Genomic DNA, 18538 nt, shown 5'->3' with positions numbered 1-18538 from the left:
TATCGGCAAATGATGTGGAAAAGCATCGAGATGCCTTGCTCCACAAGATGTTGAGGGTTAAGCGACAAAGCCTATGCCGCAGCCACCATTGATAGCCCCGTCGATCCTGTCCGCCGACTTTGCGCGGTTGGGCGAGGAGGTGCGCGCGATCGACGCAGCTGGCGCGGACTGGATTCACATCGATGTGATGGATGGGCATTTCGTCCCCAACATCACCATCGGCCCTGCGGTGGTGAAGGCCCTGCGCCCGCACACCAGCAAGCCGTTCGACGTGCATCTGATGATTTCGCCGGTGGACCAGTACGTCCAGGCCTTTGCCGATGCCGGTGCCGACATCATCACCGTGCACCCCGAGGCAGGCGCGCATGTCCACCGCACTGTCCAGCTGATCAAGTCGCTGGGCAAGAAGGCGGGCGTCGTGCTCAATCCGGGAACACCCGCCAAGATGCTCGATTATCTGATCGACGAGGTCGATCTGATCCTGGTGATGAGCGTCAACCCCGGTTTCGGCGGGCAAAGTTTCATTTCCAGCCAGCTGCGCAAGATCGAGGCGATTGCCAAGATGATCCAGAAATCCGGCCGCATGATCGACCTGGAGGTCGATGGCGGCATCGATACCGTCACCGCGCCGCAGGCGGTCGATGCCGGGGCCAATGTGCTGGTTGCAGGCACCGCCACCTTCAAGGGTGGTTCAGACCAATATGCCGCCAATATCCGGGAACTGAAGGGCCAATGAGCGATGTCCTGTCCGAGAGCCGCCGGACAGGCGCCCGTGCTGCCCAGTCGAGCGAATCCGAACGACGCCTTCCGTTGATTGGCGCGCAAGTGACCGAATCCCGCCCAGACCTGATCGAGACGCCGCCATCCGGCAACCAGAGCGAGCGCAAGCAGCTGGTCCGGGTCGAGAACGACCGCGGCCTTTCGCTGACCGAAAGCCTGGTGCACTATTTCTACCGCCTCACCTGGCGCACCCCGCTGCACAAGCTGCGGCTGAAGGGCCGTTCGCCGCTGCGGCTGCTGGCGGCCCCGGACGATCCGTTCACCGGAGATGCGCGTCGCGGCAAGGCCATTCGCGCCGGATTCTTCCAGATCGCGGGCGCGAAGATCGAGATAGAGAAGCTCAATTTTGCGACCTTGCAGGCCGCGCCCGAGGCGCTGGATTACATTCACAGCTTTGCGTGGCTGCGCGACCTGGCGGCAGCGGCACCACGCGGAACCTGTGTCCCGATCGCCGAGCGGCTGGTGGACCAGTGGCTCGACGCGAACCTCGAAACCGTGTCGGACCCCGCCTGGCGAGCCGATCTGGCGGCGCGGCGAATCCTCAACTGCGCGGCGCACGCGCCGCTGATCCTGTCGAGCAGCGACCTGGTCTACCGCTCGCGCGTGCTGCGCAACTTCGCCAGCACCGCCCGCCATCTCGACCATGTCGCCGACAAGGCGCCCGAAGGTCTCGCCCGGCTGACCGCCTGGACCGGGGTTGTTGCAGCCGCGCTGCTGTTGCCCGATGGCGAGCCGCGTCGGATCTTTGGCGAGGCGGGTCTCAAGCGGGCGATCGAAGGCTTTCTGGGCGAAGATGGCGGGGCGCTGTCGCGCTGCCCGCTTGCCCAGATCGAAGCCATCCGGGCGCTGTCGATGCTGCGTTCGGTCTATGCCGCGCGGGGCGAATTGCTGTCGCCGATCGTCGAGCTGGCCCTGGCGCGTGCGGTTCCTGCGCTGCAGGGGTTGACGCATCATGATGGCAGCCTGGGCAGCTGGCAGGGTGCCCCGGGCATCTCCGCCGACACCATGGCGACCTTGATCCGCGCCAGCGGCATTCGCTCGCGCCCGCTGCGCGAAGCCCGGCATTGGGGATATCAGCGCGTTCCCGCGGGACGCACCGTGGTTCTGGTCGATGCCGGCACCCCGGCCATGGCGCGTCATGCGGTGATGGGCTGCGCCTCGACCCTGGCGTTCGAGATGAGCCACGGTCCGCACCGGTTGATCGTCAATTGCGGCGGCGCCAGCGCCATCGCGCCCGACATGCCGCCCTCGCTCGCCAAGGGCCTGCGTGCCACGGCAGCCCATTCGACGCTGTGCCTCGACGACACCAACAGCACCGCTGTGCTGGCCAAGGGCCAACTGGGCAAAGGCGTGGGCCTGGTCGAACTCGACCGCCGCGACAGCGACGATGCCGTCCGCCTCGACATGACGCATGACGGCTATGCCAAGCGCTATGGCATGGTCCACCGCCGCCTGCTGGTGCTGCGCTCCGATGGACGCGAATTGCGCGGTGAAGACGTTCTGCTGCCGGTCGCCAAGCGCGGCTTCGGTCGCAGCAAGCCATCCGAAGTTCCGTTCGCCATCCGCTTCCATCTCGGCGTGGATGTCGAGGCGCATCTCGCAACCGACGGCTGGGGCGTGTTCCTACGCGTGGCCGATGGTTCGCTCTGGCAATTCCGCTCCGCCGCCAGCAAGGTGACCCTCGAGGAAAGCCTGTGGGTGGATGAACACGGGCATATCAGACCCAGCCAGCAGATTGTCATGTCCGGCACCGTATCGGGTGGCGGCGGCAATTATGGCTGGCTTATCAAGAACATGGGATAAGACAATTGACCGACATTGCGATCAAGCGCGCGCTGCTTTCCGTCTCTGACAAAAGCGGCCTGGCCGAACTCGGGGCAACTCTGGCAGCGCATGGCGTGGAGCTGGTTTCCACCGGTGGCACCGCCAAGGCCTTGCGCGACGCGGGCCTGGCCGTGCGCGACATCTCCGAGATTACCGATTTCCCCGAGATGATGGATGGCCGCGTCAAGACGCTGCACCCGATGGTGCATGGCGGGCTGCTCGCGGTGCGCGACAATGCCGAACACGTGGCGGCCATGGAAGCGCATGGCATCGGTGCGATCGATCTGGTGGTGGTCAACCTCTATCCGTTCGCCGCGACGGTGGCCAAGGGCGCAGAGCGCGACGAGATCATCGAGAATATCGACATCGGCGGCCCTTCGATGGTCCGCTCGGCCGCCAAGAACCACGCCTTTGTCGCAATCGTCACCGATCCGGCCGACTATGCGACGCTGACCGAAGAGATGAACGCCTCGGGCGGTGCCACCACCCTCGCCTTCCGCCGCAAGCTCGCCGCCAAGGCCTATGCCGCGACCGCAGAATATGATGCGATGATCGCCAGCTGGTTTGCCTTTGCCGACCAGGGCGAAATGTATCCCGAAAAGCTCTCGGTGCCTTTCCGCAAGGGCCAGGCGCTGCGCTATGGTGAAAACCCGCACCAGAGTGCGGCTCTGTATCTTCCAGCCTTCGCCCCCGGCGGCTCGCTCGCCGATCACCGCCAGGTGCAGGGCAAGGAGCTGAGCTACAACAACCTCAACGACGCCGATGCCGCGCTCGAACTGGTCGCCGAGTTCCGCGATGGTCCGCCGACCGTGGTCATCGTCAAGCATGCCAACCCTTGCGGTGTGGCCAGCGGTGACGATCTGGTCAGCGCCTACAAGGCGGCGCTGCAGTGCGACAGCGTGTCGGCGTTCGGCGGCATCATCGCGGTCAACCGTCCGCTCGATGGGCCCACCGCCGAGGCTATCAGCGATATCTTTACCGAAGTCGTCTGCGCGCCCGATGCCGATGACGCAGCCAAGGCGGTGTTCGCGAAGAAGAAGAACCTGCGCCTGATCCTCACCGGCGACCTGCCCGATCCCGCGCGCGGCGGCATTGCCCTGCGCACGATTGCCGGCGGCGCGCTGCTGCAATCGCGCGACAATGGCCGCATCACGCGCGATGACCTCAAGGTCGTGACCAAGCGCGCGCCGACCGAGCAGGAACTGACCGACTGCCTGTTCGCCTGGACCGTGGGCAAGCACGTCAAGTCGAACGCCATCGTCTACGCCAAGGATGGCGCCACCGCCGGCATCGGTGCGGGCCAGATGAACCGACGCGATTCCGCACGCATTGCCGCCGCCAAGGCGCGCGAGGCGGCGGAAACCTATGGCTGGTCGCAGCCGCGCACTGTCGGCTCGTCGGTCGCATCAGACGCCTTCTTCCCCTTTGCCGATGGACTGCTTGCGGCCGTCGAAGCGGGCGCGACGGCGGTCATCCAGCCGGGCGGATCGATGCGCGATGACGAAGTGATTGCCGCGGCCGACGAAGCAGGCCTCGCGATGGTCTTTACCGGAATGCGTCACTTCCGGCACTGATGCTGATGCTCCCGGCGAGGTTCAGCCCTGCCGGGCGAGCACCTCATAGGCCATAACCGCAGCGGCAACGGCAGCATTGAGGCTGTCGGCCTTGCCCAGCATCGGAATCTTGACCAGCAGATCGCACGCCGCTTCATAATCGGCGGGCAGGCCCTGCGCCTCGTTGCCGATCAGCAGAAAGCATGGCGCGGCATAATCTGCTCCACGATAATCGAACCGGGTGTTGAGGCTGGTGCCGACCAATTGGCCGGGTCCGGTGCGCAGCCAGGCGAGAAACTCGTCCCACCCCGCCTGCGCCAGCGGTACGGTAAAGATCGCGCCCATGCTGGCCCGCACCGCTTCCACCGAGAACGGATCAACGCACTGGTCGACCAGGATCAGCCCGCCTGCTCCGACAGCATCGCAGGTGCGCAGCATCGTGCCCAGATTGCCCGGATCGCGCATCGATTGCGCCACCAGCCAGATGCCCGAACGGTTGCGGTCGAGCGCAGCCAGCGAGGTCGGCAGATCGGCGAACACCCCAAGCACCGTCTGCGGATTATCCTTGCCGGAAATCTTGGACAGGATGTCGGTGGTCGTCTCGTAGATGGTGCCGCCACTTTCGCTGACCGCCTTCTCCAGCGCATCGACCAAAGGGTGCGGATCCCGCTGCTGGCCCAGCCAAAGGGCCTCGGGCACGATCCCCGCCTCGCGCGCTTCGGTCAGCAGTCGCAGGCCTTCGGCAAGGAAGCGTTCCTCGCGCTTGCGATGCTTCTTTTCGCGCAGAGCCCGCGCGGCCTTGACCGCAGGGTTGGAAAATCCGGTGATGAGGAGCCGTTCGATGGTCATGGCGCTGCAGGCGGGACGATCAGTCCTCGCCGAAACCGTCCTTTACCAGACCGACCAGCTTCATGAGCGCGGCCTCTGCGCCTTCGCCCTCGACACGGATGGTAATGCTGTCGCCGCGTGCTGCTCCCAGCATCATCAATCCCATGATCGAACTGCCGGTGACGCAATTGTCGTCCTTGCTGACGTGCACCTGCACGGCTTCCGGCAATCGCGAAACGGCGGTGACAAACTTGGCGCTGGCCCGTGCGTGCAATCCGCGCGCATTGGTGATCACCACCGTCTGCTCGGTCATTGCGCGCTTTCCTGCCCCAGCAGATCAGAGGCGACGCTGATGTACTTCTGACCGGCATCGCGCGCGGCAGCCACGGCATCGCGCACGTTCATCGACCGGCGCGCGCCTTCCAGACGGATCAGCATCGGCAGGTTGACGCCCGCGATCACCTCGACGCGCCCCGCCTCGAGCAGCGAGATTGCAAGGTTCGAAGGCGTGCCGCCGAACAGGTCGGTCAGCACGATCACGCCCTTCCCGCCATCGACCTTGGCAATCGCCGCGGCAATGTCCGCGCGGCGCTGTTCCATGTCGTCGTTCGGGCCGATCGCGATGGTTTCAATGTTCTGCTGCTTGCCAACCACATGCTCCATCGCGACCAGAAATTCCTGCGCGAGCCGTCCATGTGTGACGAGAATAAGACCGATCATGGGGGGTGCTTGTACCAATTGCTGAATCTTGAACTATGGTTGCCGACGTCAGTTTCGGACCCGTGCGCCGCTTTTCAGGAACTCTCTCCTGCCCGGCGGATCGTCGCTATTCGGGCGGCGGCGCGGGGCTTTCCTCTATGGCATCTGTGGGTCTTGACGTCAGATTGCGATGCTGGACAGTGGGACAAAAGCCCGCTGCTTGCAAGCGTTTGGTGATCTCCTGCGCGACGAACACCGACCGGTGTCTCCCCCCGGTACACCCTATCGCAATATGCACATAGGCCTTGGCGGCATCCTGATAGCGGGGCAGCAGAAAGGTGAGCAGATCGACGATTCGGTCGATGGCGCCCTGATACGCCCCGTCCGCCTCGATGAAGGCGCCCACCGGGGCATCGAGCCCGGTCAGGTCGCGCAACGACCGATCCCAATAGGGATTGCGCAGGAAGCGCATGTCGAACACTAGGTCCGCACTCGGCGGCATCCCGCGGGCAAAGCCGAAGCTGGTCAGGATCACGCTGGTGGGCGATTGCTCGAGCGCGAAACGCCTGCGGATTTCCTGCTGCAGGTCGGACACAGGCATGTTGGTCGTGTCGATGACGTTTTCTGCCCAGCGCCGCAACGGCTGGAGCCATTCGCGTTCCTCGGCAATGCCCGCCTCTGCCGACCGGTCCTGCGCCAAGGGGTGACGCCGCCGCGTTTCGGCATAGCGCCGCTGCAGCTCGCGTCCGGCACAATCGAGGAACAGAGTGCTGATCGCGTAATCGGGCCGCTGTTCCAGATCGCGCACCTGGCGGACGATCTCGCCCGGGTCAAAGCCGCGGGTGCGGGTATCAAATCCGATGGCCAAGGGCCGTTCCTGCCCCGACCGGCGAACCGCCTGCGGCGTATCCATCAGCAGCGGCAGCAAGCGGATGGGGAAATTGTCGATCGCTTCCCAGCCCAGATCTTCTAGCGTCTTGAGCGCGGTGGTCTTGCCAGCGCCCGAAAGACCGGTGACCAGCATGACCCGGTGCGGTTGGGATTGCTCGGGCGTCGAAGTCTGTATGCTGGACTCGCTCATCTGCCACCCCCGGCGCGGCGCGAACATTCGCGCCCCGCACGCCTCGTTCCCTAGCCCTTCACGCCATAGGCTTGCAACGCCATTTCCGCCTTGATCGCCAGCACCTGGCTTTCGGGCGACAGCAGGATTTCAGGCACGGCAACGCCCAGGATCACGCGCTGCTGGCTGTGCTCGATCCAGCGGGGGGCAGCGCGGTTCAGCTCGATCAGCAAGGCCACCGGGCAGTCCGGGCCCGGTTCGATCGGCAGCAGCCCGAGGTTGCGGACTTCAATCAACCCGCGGATATTCTGTGCTGGCGACGCAATGAGACGCCCGGCGTCCAGCCGCAGTGCGGTGTGATCGTCGCTGATCAACCGCGCCCCGCGATCGATCAGCGCCAGCGCCAGCTCGGACTTGCCGATGCCGGATTCGCCGCTGATCAGCACCGCTGCACCGCCGATGCTGATGCAGCTCGCCGGATAGATTCCGTGTTCACCCTGCGTCATTGTGCCCTCCCCCCAGCGGTGCTTTTGCGGTGACGATAGCGCCGGCGTCAGGCCGGGGAAATGGGCAGCTCCTGATTGTCCATCGCGGGCAGGCAGATTTCGAACACCGCACCCGGTGCCCCGTCATCGCGATCGGACACGGTGATCGTGCCGTGATGCCCCTCGACGATCGTCCGGGCGATCGCGAGACCCAGCCCGCTGTGCTGGCCGAACGCTTCGCCCTCGGGCCGCGCGCTGTGAAAGCGGCGGAAGATTTCTTCGCGCTCGCTCGGCAGCACGCCAGGGCCTTCGTCGATCACGCGCACCAGAACGCGCCCGCGCAGCTGCGTCGCCTCGATCCGCACCAGCCCGCCGGGCGGAGAGAAAGAGACCGCATTGTCGAGCAGGTTGGAGATCACCCGTTCCAGCCGGGTGCCCTCCCCCATCACCACCGCGACGCCGCGCCGCGGGCGCGCAAAGGCGGTTTCCCGCCCCTGGTTCAGCCCGCGTACCTGCCGTACCTCGAGCAGGTTCTCGATCATCTCGCCGAGGTCAATCGGCTCGAACCGCGTGCGGGTAAGCTGGGCATCGACGCGCGAGGCTTCGGATATGTCGGTGATCAACCGGTCGAGCCTGCGCACATCGCTGCAGGCGATCTCGAACAGCTGCGCGCGAAGCGCCTCGTCCTTGACGCTGCCCAGCCCTTCGAGCGCCGACCGAAGCGAGGCCAGCGGGTTCTTGAGTTCGTGGCTGACATCGGCGGCAAACGCTTCGGTGGCATCGATCTTCTGGCGCAGCGCCATGCTCATGTCGGACAACGATCGGGCCAGCAGCCCGATCTCGTCACCGCGCGATGGCAGGCGCGGCACCACCACCTCGCGCGCACGGCCCAGCCGCACCCGCACCGCAGCACTCGCCAGCCGCCGCAGCGGCTTGACGATGGTGCGCGCCAGGAACAGCGAGAACAGCACCGAAACCAGCGCCGTCGCCAACACGATCATCGCCAGATTGAACCGCTCTGCGCGCACGATCCGGGTGATGTCGCGCGCATTATAGCTGGTCACCAGCACGCCATCGCCGCGCGGCAGCGCGATTGCGGCGCTGATCATCGGGGTGCGATCCGGCGCATAACGCATCCGGGCATGCACCGACCGCCCTTCCAGCGCTGCGACCGCCTCAGGCCAGTTGCGCAATCGATCGGGCTGACGCTCGACAAACCGGTCCACGCGTTGCGCATCGACCAGCCAGTCAAAGCCCTGATCGAGCAGACGCGCGGCATGGCGCTGCCAGGGTTCCTCGTCGGGATCGCGCAAGGCATAGGTCGGCGGCGCGAGGGCAAAGCTGTCCAGCAGCAGCGCCCCTGACACGTCGTACAGCCGGATGCGCGAGTCATAGCGGTCGCTGACCGCCCGCATCATCGCGATCCGGTCTGCCTGGTCGAGCCGTTCGAGCGCATGGCCGAGCAGCCAGATGCTCTGCTGCTCCTGCTCCAGCCGTTCCTGGATGATCTGTTCGCGATAGCTGTCGAGATACAGCAGGCCGCCACCCAGCATCGCGATGGCGAACACGTTCACCGCCAGGATCCGCCAGGTCAGCGAAACCCTGCGGGTCCAGCGCAATCGCAGCGCCGGAGGATTATTCTCCTGAGAAACGGTATCCGGCGCCATACAGGGTATCGATAGCGGAAAATTCGTCGTCGACCTCGCGGAACTTGCGCCGCAGTCGCTTGATGTGGCTGTCGATGGTGCGATCATCGACATAGACATCGTCCTGATAGGCCGCGTCCATTAGCTGGTTGCGGCTCTTGACCACGCCAGGGCGGGCGGCCAGCGCCTCCAGGATCAGGAATTCGGTGACGGTGAGCGTGACCCTCTTGCCATCCCAGCTGACCATGTGCCGGGCCGGGTCCATCTCCAGCCGCCCCCGCACGATCGGATCGGCCACGGGCTCGTCGCTGGGCGCATCGGGCGCGCGCATCAGCTCGGCCCTGCGCAGGATCGCCTTGATGCGTGCGATCAGCAGCCGCTGCGAGAAGGGCTTGGTGATATAATCGTCCGCGCCCATCGCTAGGCCCAGCGCTTCGTCCAGCTCCTCGTCCTTCGAGGTGAGGAAGATCACCGGTACCGCGCTGGTCTCGCGCACCCGGCGCAGCAGTTCGAGGCCGTCCATGCGGGGCATCTTGATGTCGAACAGGCACAGATCGGGCGGGGTTTCGGTGATTGCCTTGAGCGCGGCCTCACCATCCGAATACAGCCGCGTGACAAAGCCTTCCGCCTGCAGCGCGATCGACACCGAAGTCAGAATGTTGCGGTCATCATCGACCAGCGCAATCACTGCCGCCATGGGTGGCTGAATCCTCCTCGCTCACTCCAGCCTGCCGGTCGCATATCACGGCGTCAGCGTAAACAGCTTTATCGACCATATTGCAGCGCAGCATATTGGGGTGAGAGCGATAACTCTGCACTACCCATGTTATGACACCGGTAGCAGCTATTGACAGGTCACCGGCCAGTGGTCTTGGGACTAATCATCACGGGGGTTGAGCTGTGTGAGTCGCCGCAAAAAGAAGCGGGCTGATCGGTGGGCGCAAGTCAGCCAGAGGCGGCAACAATTTGGGAGTATTTCAGCAGTGGCTATCAAATCCAAAGTTTCGCTTGCCGATCAAGGCTTTACCGCAACCGAAAACCAGCACTGGAACCTGGGCACCGAAGCCCTGGTCGAAGAGGCGCTTCGCAATGGTGAAGGCTCGCTGGCCAAGGGCGGCGCGCTGGTCGTCGCGACCGGCAAGCACACTGGCCGCAGCGCCAATGACAAGTTCATCGTCCGTGATGCAGAGACCGAAAACTCGGTCTGGTGGGGCAAGACCAACGTCGCCATGACGCCGGAAAACTTTGCGACGCTGAAGGCCGATTTCCTCGCGTTCCTGGGCGAAAAGTCCAAGCTGTACGTGCAGGACCTGTTCGGCGGTTCGCAGCCCGAATACCGCGTCAACGTGCGCGTGATCAACGAATTCGCCTGGCACAGCCAGTTCATCCGCACCCTGCTGGTCCGTCCCACCGCCGACCAGCTGGCTGATTTCGCGCCTGAATACACGATCATCGATCTGCCCAGCTTCCGCGCCGATCCGGCCAAGCACGGCACGCGCAGCGAAACCGTGGTCGCGGTGAACCTCAGCGAAAAGCTGATCCTCATCGGCGGCACCGCCTATGCGGGCGAGATGAAGAAGTCGGTGTTCGGCATCCTCAACTATCTGCTGCCCACCCAGGGCGTGATGCCGATGCATTGCTCGGCCAACATCGGTCCTGAAGGCGACACTGCGGTGTTCTTCGGCCTGTCGGGCACCGGCAAGACCACGCTGTCAGCCGATGCCAGCCGCACGCTGATCGGCGATGACGAGCATGGCTGGTCGGACACTGCCGTGTTCAACTTCGAAGGCGGCTGCTACGCCAAGATGATCAACCTCTCGCCCGAGGCAGAGCCTGAAATCTATGCCACCACGCAGCGGTTCGGCACGGTGCTGGAAAACGTGGTGATGGATCCGGAAACCCGCACGCTCGATTTCGCCGACAACACCCTCGCCGAAAACAGCCGCGGATCGTACCCGATCGATTTCATCCCCAACACCTCGGCGGATAACCTGGGCCCGGTGCCGAAGAACATCATCTTCCTGACCGCCGATGCCTATGGCGTGCTGCCTCCGATCGCGCGGCTGACGCCCGAGCAGGCGATGTACCACTTCCTGTCGGGCTATACCGCACGCGTCGCCGGCACCGAAATCGGCGTGACCGAGCCTTCGGCGACCTTCTCGACCTGCTTCGGTGCACCGTTCATGCCGCGTCACCCCTCGGTCTACGGCAACCTGCTCAAGGAGCGGATCGCCAAGGGCAACGTCACCTGCTGGCTGGTCAACACCGGCTGGACCGGCGGCAAGTACGGTGTCGGCAGCCGCATGCCGATCAAGGCGACCCGCGCGCTGCTCAACGCCGCGCTCGACGGCAGCCTCAACAGCACCCAGTTCGAGACCGATCCCAACTTCGGCTTCGAGGTTCCGGTCAGCGTACCGGGTGTCGACAGCGCCATCCTCAATCCGCGCAGCACCTGGGCGGACAAGGCGGAATATGACGCGACCGCGCAGAAGCTGGTCGGCCAGTTCATCGACAACTTCGCGCAGTTCGAAGACCATGTCGACGACGCCGTCCGTGCTGCAGCGCCCCAACGTCAGGCGGTTGCCGCCTGATACTGCCCGGATCAGATCGGGCATTCCTTCGAAGAAAGCCCGATCATGACCGGACACGCCATACGCTATTTTGAATCGTCATCAGCCGTTCGCATCATGGGCGAGCGGCTGATTGCGTCTTGCCTGCCGCACAACGAATGGACGCACGAAGCCCATGTCGCCGCCTGCCTGTGGCTGATCGCCGAACGGCCCGATCTTGATGCAGCGCGCGACTTTCCCGCCATCATCCGAAGGCACAATGACAGCGTCGGCACGCCGAACACCGACAGCAGCGGTTTCCACGCCACCATCACGCATTGCTATGTTGCAGGCGTCGCGAGCTTTCTGGCGCGTGTCGACCCCGCACAGCCGCTGGTGGACAAGATCAACGCCCTGCTCGATTCCCCCGAAGGTGCGCGCGACTGGCCGCTGCATTTCTATTCGCGCGACCGCCTGTTCTCGGTGGAGGCGCGGCGTGCGGTGATTTTACCTGATCTGGCCCCGCTTCCCGAGTGAATGTCATGGCGACCACCCCGGCCCCATGTTAACTTGGGAGCCGCACATAGGGAGTGGTACGCATGGATTTCCTCAACAACATCGTTGGCCAGCTGGGCGGCGTCGACAAGATCGCAGGCCTTGCCAAGCAGGTAGGCCTCAGCGAAGCGCAGGTGCAGTCTGCCATGGCCGCGCTCGGCAAGGCCGCGCCCCAGCCCGGCGACACGGTCGCATCGGCGGCTGAGTCGACCGGCTTGCCGATGGACAAGCTCAGCGACCTGCTTGCGCAAGTCGGCGGCGAAGACGCGCTGAAAAAGGTCACCGGCTTTCTGGATCAGGACGGCGACGGCAATCCGATGAACGACATCATGGGCTTCGCAAAGAAGTTCACGGGGAAGTAATCCTCAAAATCCTCCCCGAGCTTGTCTCGGGGAGGGGGACCATCCGCAGGATGGTGGAGGGGAAACGGGATAGCACGCCGATCGATCAGCAGCGCGATCCCACTGCCCCTCCACCCCCCGCTGCGCGGGCGGTCCCCCTCCCCCAGCAAGCTGGGGGAGGATTTGAATTACTGAGCCGCGTCCTTCACGTCCTCTCCCGCTTCGATCAGCGCAGCATCGCCGTATCGCGGCAGCGCTTCGATCTCGTCGATCGTTTCCAGCTCGCGCTTGCCGGTCTCGATGTTGAGCGCGGCGAACTTGCGGCCTGTTGACAGCACGTTGCGCTCGAAGCTGCCGACGAACTTGTTGTAATGGCCAACCGCGCTCGACAGGCCTGAGCCGACGCGCTTGAGATGCTCGGCGGAGACCGCGAGACGGTCGTACAGTTCCTTGCCCAACTGGCCGATCTGCTTGGCCTCGGCCGCCAACCCTTCCTGCCGCCATACGCTGGCGACCGTGCGTGCGATCGCGACGAGATTGGTCGGGGTGGCCAGCAGCACTTTCTTGTCGAACGCATGGTCCCACAGCGACGGGTCATGCTCGAGAGCGGCGGACAGGAAATGCTCGCCGGGAACGAACATGATCACGTAATCGGGCGCGTCGGAGAACTGATCCCAATAGGCCTTGCGCGACAGGCCATCGATATGCGCCTTCATCGAGGCGCAGTGCGCGGCGAGCGCGATCTTGCGCGCGCCATCGTCATCCGCCCCGAATGCGTCCTGATAGGCGTTCAAGGAAACCTTCGCGTCGATCACCAGCGACCGCCCGCCGGGCACCTTGACGACGGCATCGGGGCGCAACCGGCCGTCCTCGGTATCCAGGCTGACCTCCATCGCGAAATCGGTGCGTTCGGCAAGCCCGCAGCTTTCGAGCACATTGCGCAGCTGCTGCTCGCCCCAGCGTCCGCGCGCCTTGGGAGCATTGCGCAAGCTGTTGACCAGCCGCGCGGCCTCGGCCTGCACGCGGTCCTGCCCGGCGCGCATCTGCTCGATCAGCCCGGTCAGCGTGCCATAGGCCTCGCTGCGGGTCGCCTCGATCTTCTGCACCTGCTCCTCATAGGTCTTCAGCCGCTCACCCACCGGGGCAAGCAGCATGCGGATCTTCTCCTCGTTCTTTTCCTCGGACTGAGCGAACCGCTCGTTGGCGCGGCGCAGGAACGCCTCCTGCGCTTCGCCCAACAGCTTGTTGCCGACCTCGCCGAACTGCTGCGCGAGCTGCTCGCGCGCTTCGACAAGCTGGCGGACCTGCTTTTCGTGGTTGGCGGCGTCAGCCTTCATCGTCGCAAGTTCCCGCGCGACGCCAGCATGCTCAGCGCGCAGGGTATCGAGCCGGGCAGCGAGATCATCGGCCTGGCGGGCGCGTTCGGTGGCAGCGGCAAGCTGGCCGGAAAGCGCAGCATTCTCGGCGCGCACGCCTTCCAGCCGCAGCGACAGGTCATCGGCCAGCTTCGCGCGTTCACTGGCACCTGCCAGATCACGGATCGCGGCATTGAACTGGTCCTGCAGCGCCTTGAGCGCCGCCTGCGCCTCTTCGCGCTCTGCACGGGCGTCAGCGACAGGCTTGCCACCAAGAAACCAGCCGATGACGAGGCCTGCGATCAGGGCGATGACGATGACGGCTGCGACCCAAAGGTCCATGGTAAATCCCCGCGCGAAAAAATGGAACGAAAAGCGAACTTAAAGCGTGGGAGATGCGTTGGCAATGGGGGAGTGCCTCAGCGCTGCGGACAACCGGCCCTTGTCGTCGCCCCCTACAAAGGCACAAATCACGTCATGCCCGCGAACGCGGGAATCCGGATTTAACGAGACGCAGGCGAAGAAGCCGGACCCCCGCTTGCGTGGGGGTGACGATCTGATTCGAACGTTGAAATAGGTGGCTGCTCAAGCCGCCTTGCGCATCTTCTCGAGCTTTTTCAGCACCATCTGGCGCTTGAGCCGTGAGAGATGGTCGATGAAGAGAATGCCTTCGAGATGATCCATCTCATGCTGCAGGCAGGTGGCCATCAGGCCGTCCATCGCCTCTTCATGCACCTTGCCATCGAGATCCTGCCAGCGGGCGCGGATCGAGGACGGGCGCTCGACATCGGCATACTGATCGGGAACCGACAGGCAGCCTTCGTTGTACAGCGTGTAATCGGCCGAAGGATCGAGGATTTCGGGATTAATGAACACGCGCGGCGCGCGGATTGGCTTGCCTTCCTCGTCTTCCTCGGACTGCAGATCGATCACCAGCACGCGCAGCGGAACACCCACCTGGATCGCGGCCAGGCCAATGCCCGGCGCGTCATACATGGTCTCGAACATGTCGGCGACCAAAGTGCGCAAATCGTCGTCGAACGTCTCGACCGGGGTGGAGACGGTCTTTAACCGCGGATCGGGCACTTCAAGAATGGGACGGATAGCCATGCCGTCCAGATATGACTGCAAGCCCCGATGGTCAAGCCATCGAGGGCAAACGGTCAGCTGCGACCGAAGGTGCGCTGCGCACCCATCGCCGCGCCGGCCATCGGAGGACGACGCCCGAAGGTGCGGCGCTCGACCAGCGGATTGGCTTCCTTTTCGAGCGCGGCCAGAGACACGCGGAACAGTTCGCGCAGGCCGACGATATCCTGCAGCAGCTCGTCGGGCGTTTCGTGGATTTCGACGCAGTGCCGTGCGGTCATCTCGATCTGTTCGGACAACAGCCCCAATTGCTCCGCACCGAACTGCAGCGCCTCGCTCTTGAGGGTATGCGCGGGCAGCACGAGCCCGGCTGCACTGCTATCGCGCATGGCCGCCTCGATCGCATCGACCGATTTGATGCCGTCCTCGCGGAAATAGCCCAGGATGCGCACAAAGTCGCTGCCGAGCGTCGCACGCGACTCGGCATAGGTCGACCAGTTAATGAGCGGCGCCTCTTCATAGGCCATGATGCAATCTCCCGGCGTGCCCCAAAGCACTCAGACCCGGAAAATACATCAGGATTGGTAAATGAATCCTTGCGATGAAGATGTAACTGCCGCGGTTAACAACAGAACCGCAGTCAAAATCCAGACCTCACCGCAATGTCCGGTCAATCCTTGGAGAACGGATTTTTCGGCGCGCGATACGTCAGGCGAACCGGTACAGCACCAAAGTTCAGCTCACGCCGCAATCCGTTGATCAGATAGCGCGAATAGCTTTCGGGCAGTTCGTCCACACGGGTCCCGAAAATGACGAAGCCCGGCGGTCGGACCTTCGCCTGGGTGATGTAGCGGAGCTTGATGCGCTTGCCGCCAGGAGCCGGCGGCGGGTTGGTTTCCACCGCCATTTCGAACCAGCGGTTGAGCTGACCGGTCGAAACGCGCCGCGACCATGCGGTCCGCGTTTCGAACGCGACCTTGATCAGCGTATCGATCCCCTTGCCCGTCACGCCCGAGATGGTCAGCACCGGCACGCCGCGCAGCTGCGCCAGACCTTCGTCCAGCGCCGCCTTGATACCGTTGAACAGGCTGGAGGCGTCTTCGGCCACATCCCATTTGTTGATCGCAATGACCAGGGCGCGGCCTTCCTTGATCACATTGTCGGCGATCTTGAGCTCCTGCAGCTCCAGCCCGCGAGTCGCATCGAGCAACAGCACGACGACTTCGGCATAATCGATCGCCCGGCGCGCATCGGCGACCGAGAGCTTTTCGAGCTTGTCGACCACCTTGGCCTTCTTCCGCATCCCGGCGGTGTCGATCAGCCGGACCTGGCGCGGCGGCGAGTCGTCGGCAGGCTCCCATGTCCAGTCGATCGCGATCGAATCGCGCGTGATCCCGGCTTCGGGGCCGGTAATCAGACGGTCCTCGCCCAGGATCTTGTTGATCAGCGTGGACTTGCCCGCATTGGGACGCCCGACAATCGCAAGCTGCAAGGGTGCAGCTTCCACCGCGTTTTCGTCGACGGTTTCGGCATCGACGTTGATCGCAGGCAGCTGCGTGTCATCGCCATCGCCATCGTCCCAGTCCTCGATCAGCGGGCGCAGCGCGTCGAACAGCTCGGCCAGCCCCACGCCATGCTCGGCGCTGAACGCGATCGGTTCGCCCAAGCCAAGGGAATAGGATTCCATCAGGCCGCCATCGGCTGCGCGGCCTTCGGCCTTGTTGCCCATCAGGATGATCGGCGTCTTGGTGGTCCGCAGCCAGCGGGCGATTTCCTCATCGAGCGGGGTGATGCCAGCGCGCGCATCGAACACGAACAAGGCCGCACGGGCAGTGGCCACGGCCTGTTCGGTCTGGCGGCGCATCCGTCCGGGCAAAGTCTCGGGGTCTTCGTCCTCGTAGCCTGCTGTATCGACGATCTGGAAATGCAGGCCCAGCAGTTCGGCCTTGCCCAGCCGCCGATCGCGCGTGACTCCAGGCTGGTCATCGACCAGAGCCAGCTTCTTGCCCACCAAGCGGTTGAACAGGGTGGATTTGCCGACATTGGGTCGGCCGATGATGACGATTTCGGGTAACATGTTAGGGTCCAAACTCAATCAGGGCGCGGTCGAGGCGTCCAAATGGCAAACAGCTCGGTCGAAGGTGCCCGCCGGGAAGGCTGGCTGCCTTTCCAAGGGCAGCTTTGGCCGAGATGGAAGCCATTTGGCCGTCCCGAAGGGATTTGGCCAAAATGGCCCATTGCAGCGTCAGGAAGTCTTGAAATATCGGCATATTCCGGCGCCTTCCTTCCTCGCACTGGGCCGTTTTGCTCCAAACCTCGATCGCGCCCTGATTGAGTTTGGACCCTTACGCCCTTATCGCGGAAGAGAGACTTTGTCTCCCCCCGCAATCAGGTGCCTGCGCGAACGCTGCTCAGCGATACGCGGTAATCGTCCCGCCGTCGTCGAGGATATAGAGCGTGTTGTCCGCCACGATCGGGGGCAGCGAGACCTTTTCCTTCACGTCGAACAGCAGCGTAAAGGTGCCGTCTGCCGGGTTGATCGAGCCCACTTCGCCATTGGTGTTGGCGGTGAACAGCCGTCCGCCAGCCAGAACCGGACCGTTCCAGTAGATCTGGCCTTCCTTCTTCTTTTCCTTGCGATAGCGCTGCAGCTGGGTCGACCAGCGCACCTTGCCGGTGGCGCGCGCGATGCACAGGATGCGCGCATCGTCGGTCAGCACGAACAGCCACTCGCCCGCGATCACCGGGGTGGAAATGCCTGCGATGTTCAGTTCCCAGATGCGCTGACCGGTGACCAGTTCATAAGCGGCCATGCGGCCGCCCTCACCCACGGCGTAGACACGGCCGCGGTCGATGATCGGATCGGCATCGATATCGGTCAGTGTCGACACAGAGGTCGAAATGCTGGTGCGCGCGAGCGCGTCCGACCACAGATTGCGGCCGTTCTCATAACGATAGGCGATCAGTTCGCCGCTGGAAAAGCCTGCGACGACAGTGCCCTGGCCCGCCGCAGGCGCAGCAACGCCGAACACGCCGGCCTGGCCGAGCGAGCCGCTCTGGTTCCAGGTGGTGGTGCCGTCGGCCTGGTTGAGCGCGATCAGCTGGTTGTCCTGGGTCATCACATAGACCGAACCGAACGCCAGCGTGGGCGCGCCGCGCAACGGGCCTGCGGGCTTCACGCGCCAGATCTGCGATCCGTCGGAGGGGTTGAGCGCAGCCACCTCGCCGACGCCATTGGTGGCATAGACGCGGGTCGCATCGGCGCTGACGCCGCCGCCGAACACCGATGCCGAGCCATCGCCCGGCGCTTCGAGCTTGACCGCCCAGACCTGCGATCCGGAGGCGGTATCATAGCAATGAACGATGCCGTCGGTATCCACCGCGTAGAGCCTGCCGCCATAGACGACCGGCGCAGCGGCGAGCCGGACGCGAAGGCTGGACCCTGCGATCTTCGCGCTCCAGGCGCGGCTAATCGAATCGCCGATGGCAAGATGGCCGACCGCCTTGGTCGCGCTTCCGCCCGGCTGGCTCCAGTTGGCATTGGCGGTGGCAGGCGGCAGAATCACCGAAACGCCGGCCAGGTCCTTGTCGACGTCCGCACCGCTTTCTGCGCGGGTCAGGATCGAAGTGCGATTGCCCACCGTGGGGGTTACCTTGGGCTTGTCGCCACCGCCCAGAACACCACACCCTGCCAAAGTTGCCGACAGCGCGAACAACATCGCCCATTTGGTCTTGTGCATTGCCAGTCAAGCTCCCCGAATCATCAAAAACGCATCA

The 18538-nt window shown here is 64.1% G+C and carries 18 protein-coding genes; 6 read left to right on the top strand and 12 right to left on the bottom strand.

What is annotated here, in order from left to right; genetic code table 11:
• Positions 1–73 precede the first annotated feature (73 nt).
• From rpe to purH, 3 genes are read left to right on the top strand one after another with little or no spacing between them, the layout of a single operon-like run.
• Positions 74–736, top strand: coding sequence for a ribulose-phosphate 3-epimerase (gene rpe / locus LI72_RS02325; protein ID WP_033924203.1), 663 nt, complete (start codon positions 74–76; stop codon positions 734–736).
• Positions 733–2583 carry a heparinase II/III domain-containing protein gene (locus LI72_RS02320; RefSeq protein WP_081984532.1) on the top strand — a complete coding sequence of 617 codons (1851 nt, stop codon included), beginning with the start codon at positions 733–735 and terminating at the stop codon, positions 2581–2583. Before rpe ends, LI72_RS02320 begins: the two co-directional genes overlap by 4 nt.
• A 5-nt stretch (positions 2584–2588) precedes the next feature.
• Positions 2589–4178 carry a bifunctional phosphoribosylaminoimidazolecarboxamide formyltransferase/IMP cyclohydrolase gene (gene purH / locus LI72_RS02315; protein WP_033924202.1) on the top strand — a complete coding sequence of 530 codons (1590 nt, stop codon included), beginning with the start codon at positions 2589–2591 and terminating at the stop codon, positions 4176–4178.
• A gap of 21 nt (positions 4179–4199) precedes the next feature.
• On the opposite strand, the gene LI72_RS02310 is transcribed toward purH, so the two are convergent.
• From LI72_RS02310 to LI72_RS02280, 7 genes are all read right to left on the bottom strand, one after another.
• Positions 4200–5006 carry a TrmH family RNA methyltransferase gene (locus LI72_RS02310; RefSeq protein ID WP_033924201.1) on the bottom strand — a complete coding sequence of 269 codons (807 nt, stop codon included), beginning with the start codon at positions 5004–5006 and terminating at the stop codon, positions 4200–4202.
• Positions 5007–5025: 19 nt separating this feature from the next.
• Positions 5026–5298: an HPr family phosphocarrier protein gene (locus LI72_RS02305; protein ID WP_033924200.1), complete on the bottom strand. Its 273-nt coding sequence runs from the start codon at positions 5296–5298 to the stop codon at positions 5026–5028.
• Entirely contained in the window at positions 5295–5705 is a 411-nt protein-coding gene (locus tag LI72_RS02300) for a PTS sugar transporter subunit IIA (RefSeq protein WP_033924199.1), read from the bottom strand. Before LI72_RS02300 ends, LI72_RS02305 begins: the two co-directional genes overlap by 4 nt.
• Before the next feature lie 106 nt (positions 5706–5811).
• The gene (gene rapZ, locus LI72_RS02295) at positions 5812–6765 is read right to left on the bottom strand and encodes an RNase adapter RapZ (RefSeq protein ID WP_052129407.1); all 954 of its coding nucleotides are present in this window, start codon (positions 6763–6765) and stop codon (positions 5812–5814) included.
• Between the two features lie 50 nt (positions 6766–6815).
• Positions 6816–7250 (bottom strand): HPr kinase/phosphorylase, encoded by a 435-nt coding sequence (locus tag LI72_RS02290; protein WP_033924197.1) that lies wholly within the window; start codon positions 7248–7250, stop codon positions 6816–6818.
• A gap of 47 nt (positions 7251–7297) precedes the next feature.
• Positions 7298–8896 (bottom strand): sensor histidine kinase, encoded by a 1599-nt coding sequence (locus LI72_RS02285; protein WP_033924196.1) that lies wholly within the window; start codon positions 8894–8896, stop codon positions 7298–7300.
• On the bottom strand, positions 8865–9572 hold the full coding sequence (locus tag LI72_RS02280) for a response regulator transcription factor (RefSeq protein WP_033924195.1): 708 nt from the start codon (positions 9570–9572) through the stop codon (positions 8865–8867). Before LI72_RS02280 ends, LI72_RS02285 begins: the two co-directional genes overlap by 32 nt.
• 286 nt (positions 9573–9858) lie before the next feature.
• Between LI72_RS02280 and LI72_RS02275 the strand changes: the two genes are divergently transcribed.
• The 3 genes from LI72_RS02275 (at position 9859) to LI72_RS02265 (ending at position 12341) form a co-directional block, all read left to right on the top strand.
• On the top strand, positions 9859–11466 hold the full coding sequence (locus tag LI72_RS02275) for a phosphoenolpyruvate carboxykinase (protein WP_033924194.1): 1608 nt from the start codon (positions 9859–9861) through the stop codon (positions 11464–11466).
• Positions 11467–11511: 45 nt separating this feature from the next.
• Positions 11512–11961 carry a hypothetical protein gene (locus LI72_RS02270; protein WP_033924193.1) on the top strand — a complete coding sequence of 150 codons (450 nt, stop codon included), beginning with the start codon at positions 11512–11514 and terminating at the stop codon, positions 11959–11961.
• Between the two features lie 62 nt (positions 11962–12023).
• Positions 12024–12341, top strand: a complete 318-nt coding sequence (locus LI72_RS02265) for a hypothetical protein (RefSeq protein WP_033924192.1) — start codon at positions 12024–12026, stop codon at positions 12339–12341.
• 167 nt (positions 12342–12508) lie between these two features.
• Here LI72_RS02265 and rmuC read toward each other — a convergent pair whose 3' ends face one another.
• The 5 genes from rmuC to LI72_RS02240 all read right to left on the bottom strand — a co-directional run bounded on the left by rmuC (position 12509) and on the right by LI72_RS02240 (position 18501).
• Complete coding sequence (gene rmuC, locus LI72_RS02260; protein WP_033924191.1) at positions 12509–14017, bottom strand: DNA recombination protein RmuC; 1509 nt, start codon at positions 14015–14017, stop codon at positions 12509–12511.
• A gap of 243 nt (positions 14018–14260) precedes the next feature.
• Positions 14261–14785, bottom strand: coding sequence for a peptide deformylase (def, locus tag LI72_RS02255; protein ID WP_033924190.1), 525 nt, complete (start codon positions 14783–14785; stop codon positions 14261–14263).
• A gap of 53 nt (positions 14786–14838) precedes the next feature.
• Positions 14839–15288, bottom strand: a complete 450-nt coding sequence (locus LI72_RS02250) for an Hpt domain-containing protein (protein WP_033924189.1) — start codon at positions 15286–15288, stop codon at positions 14839–14841.
• Between the two features lie 143 nt (positions 15289–15431).
• Complete coding sequence (der, locus tag LI72_RS02245) at positions 15432–16838, bottom strand: ribosome biogenesis GTPase Der (RefSeq protein ID WP_033924188.1); 1407 nt, start codon at positions 16836–16838, stop codon at positions 15432–15434.
• 334 nt (positions 16839–17172) lie between these two features.
• Positions 17173–18501 (bottom strand): outer membrane protein assembly factor BamB family protein, encoded by a 1329-nt coding sequence (locus tag LI72_RS02240; protein ID WP_033924187.1) that lies wholly within the window; start codon positions 18499–18501, stop codon positions 17173–17175.
• Positions 18502–18538: the final 37 nt, after the last annotated feature.

This window comes from Sphingomonas sp. 35-24ZXX (assembly GCF_000786215.1).
Lineage (GTDB): Bacteria > Pseudomonadota > Alphaproteobacteria > Sphingomonadales > Sphingomonadaceae > Blastomonas.
This window is presented reverse-complemented; position numbering and strand designations above follow the sequence as displayed.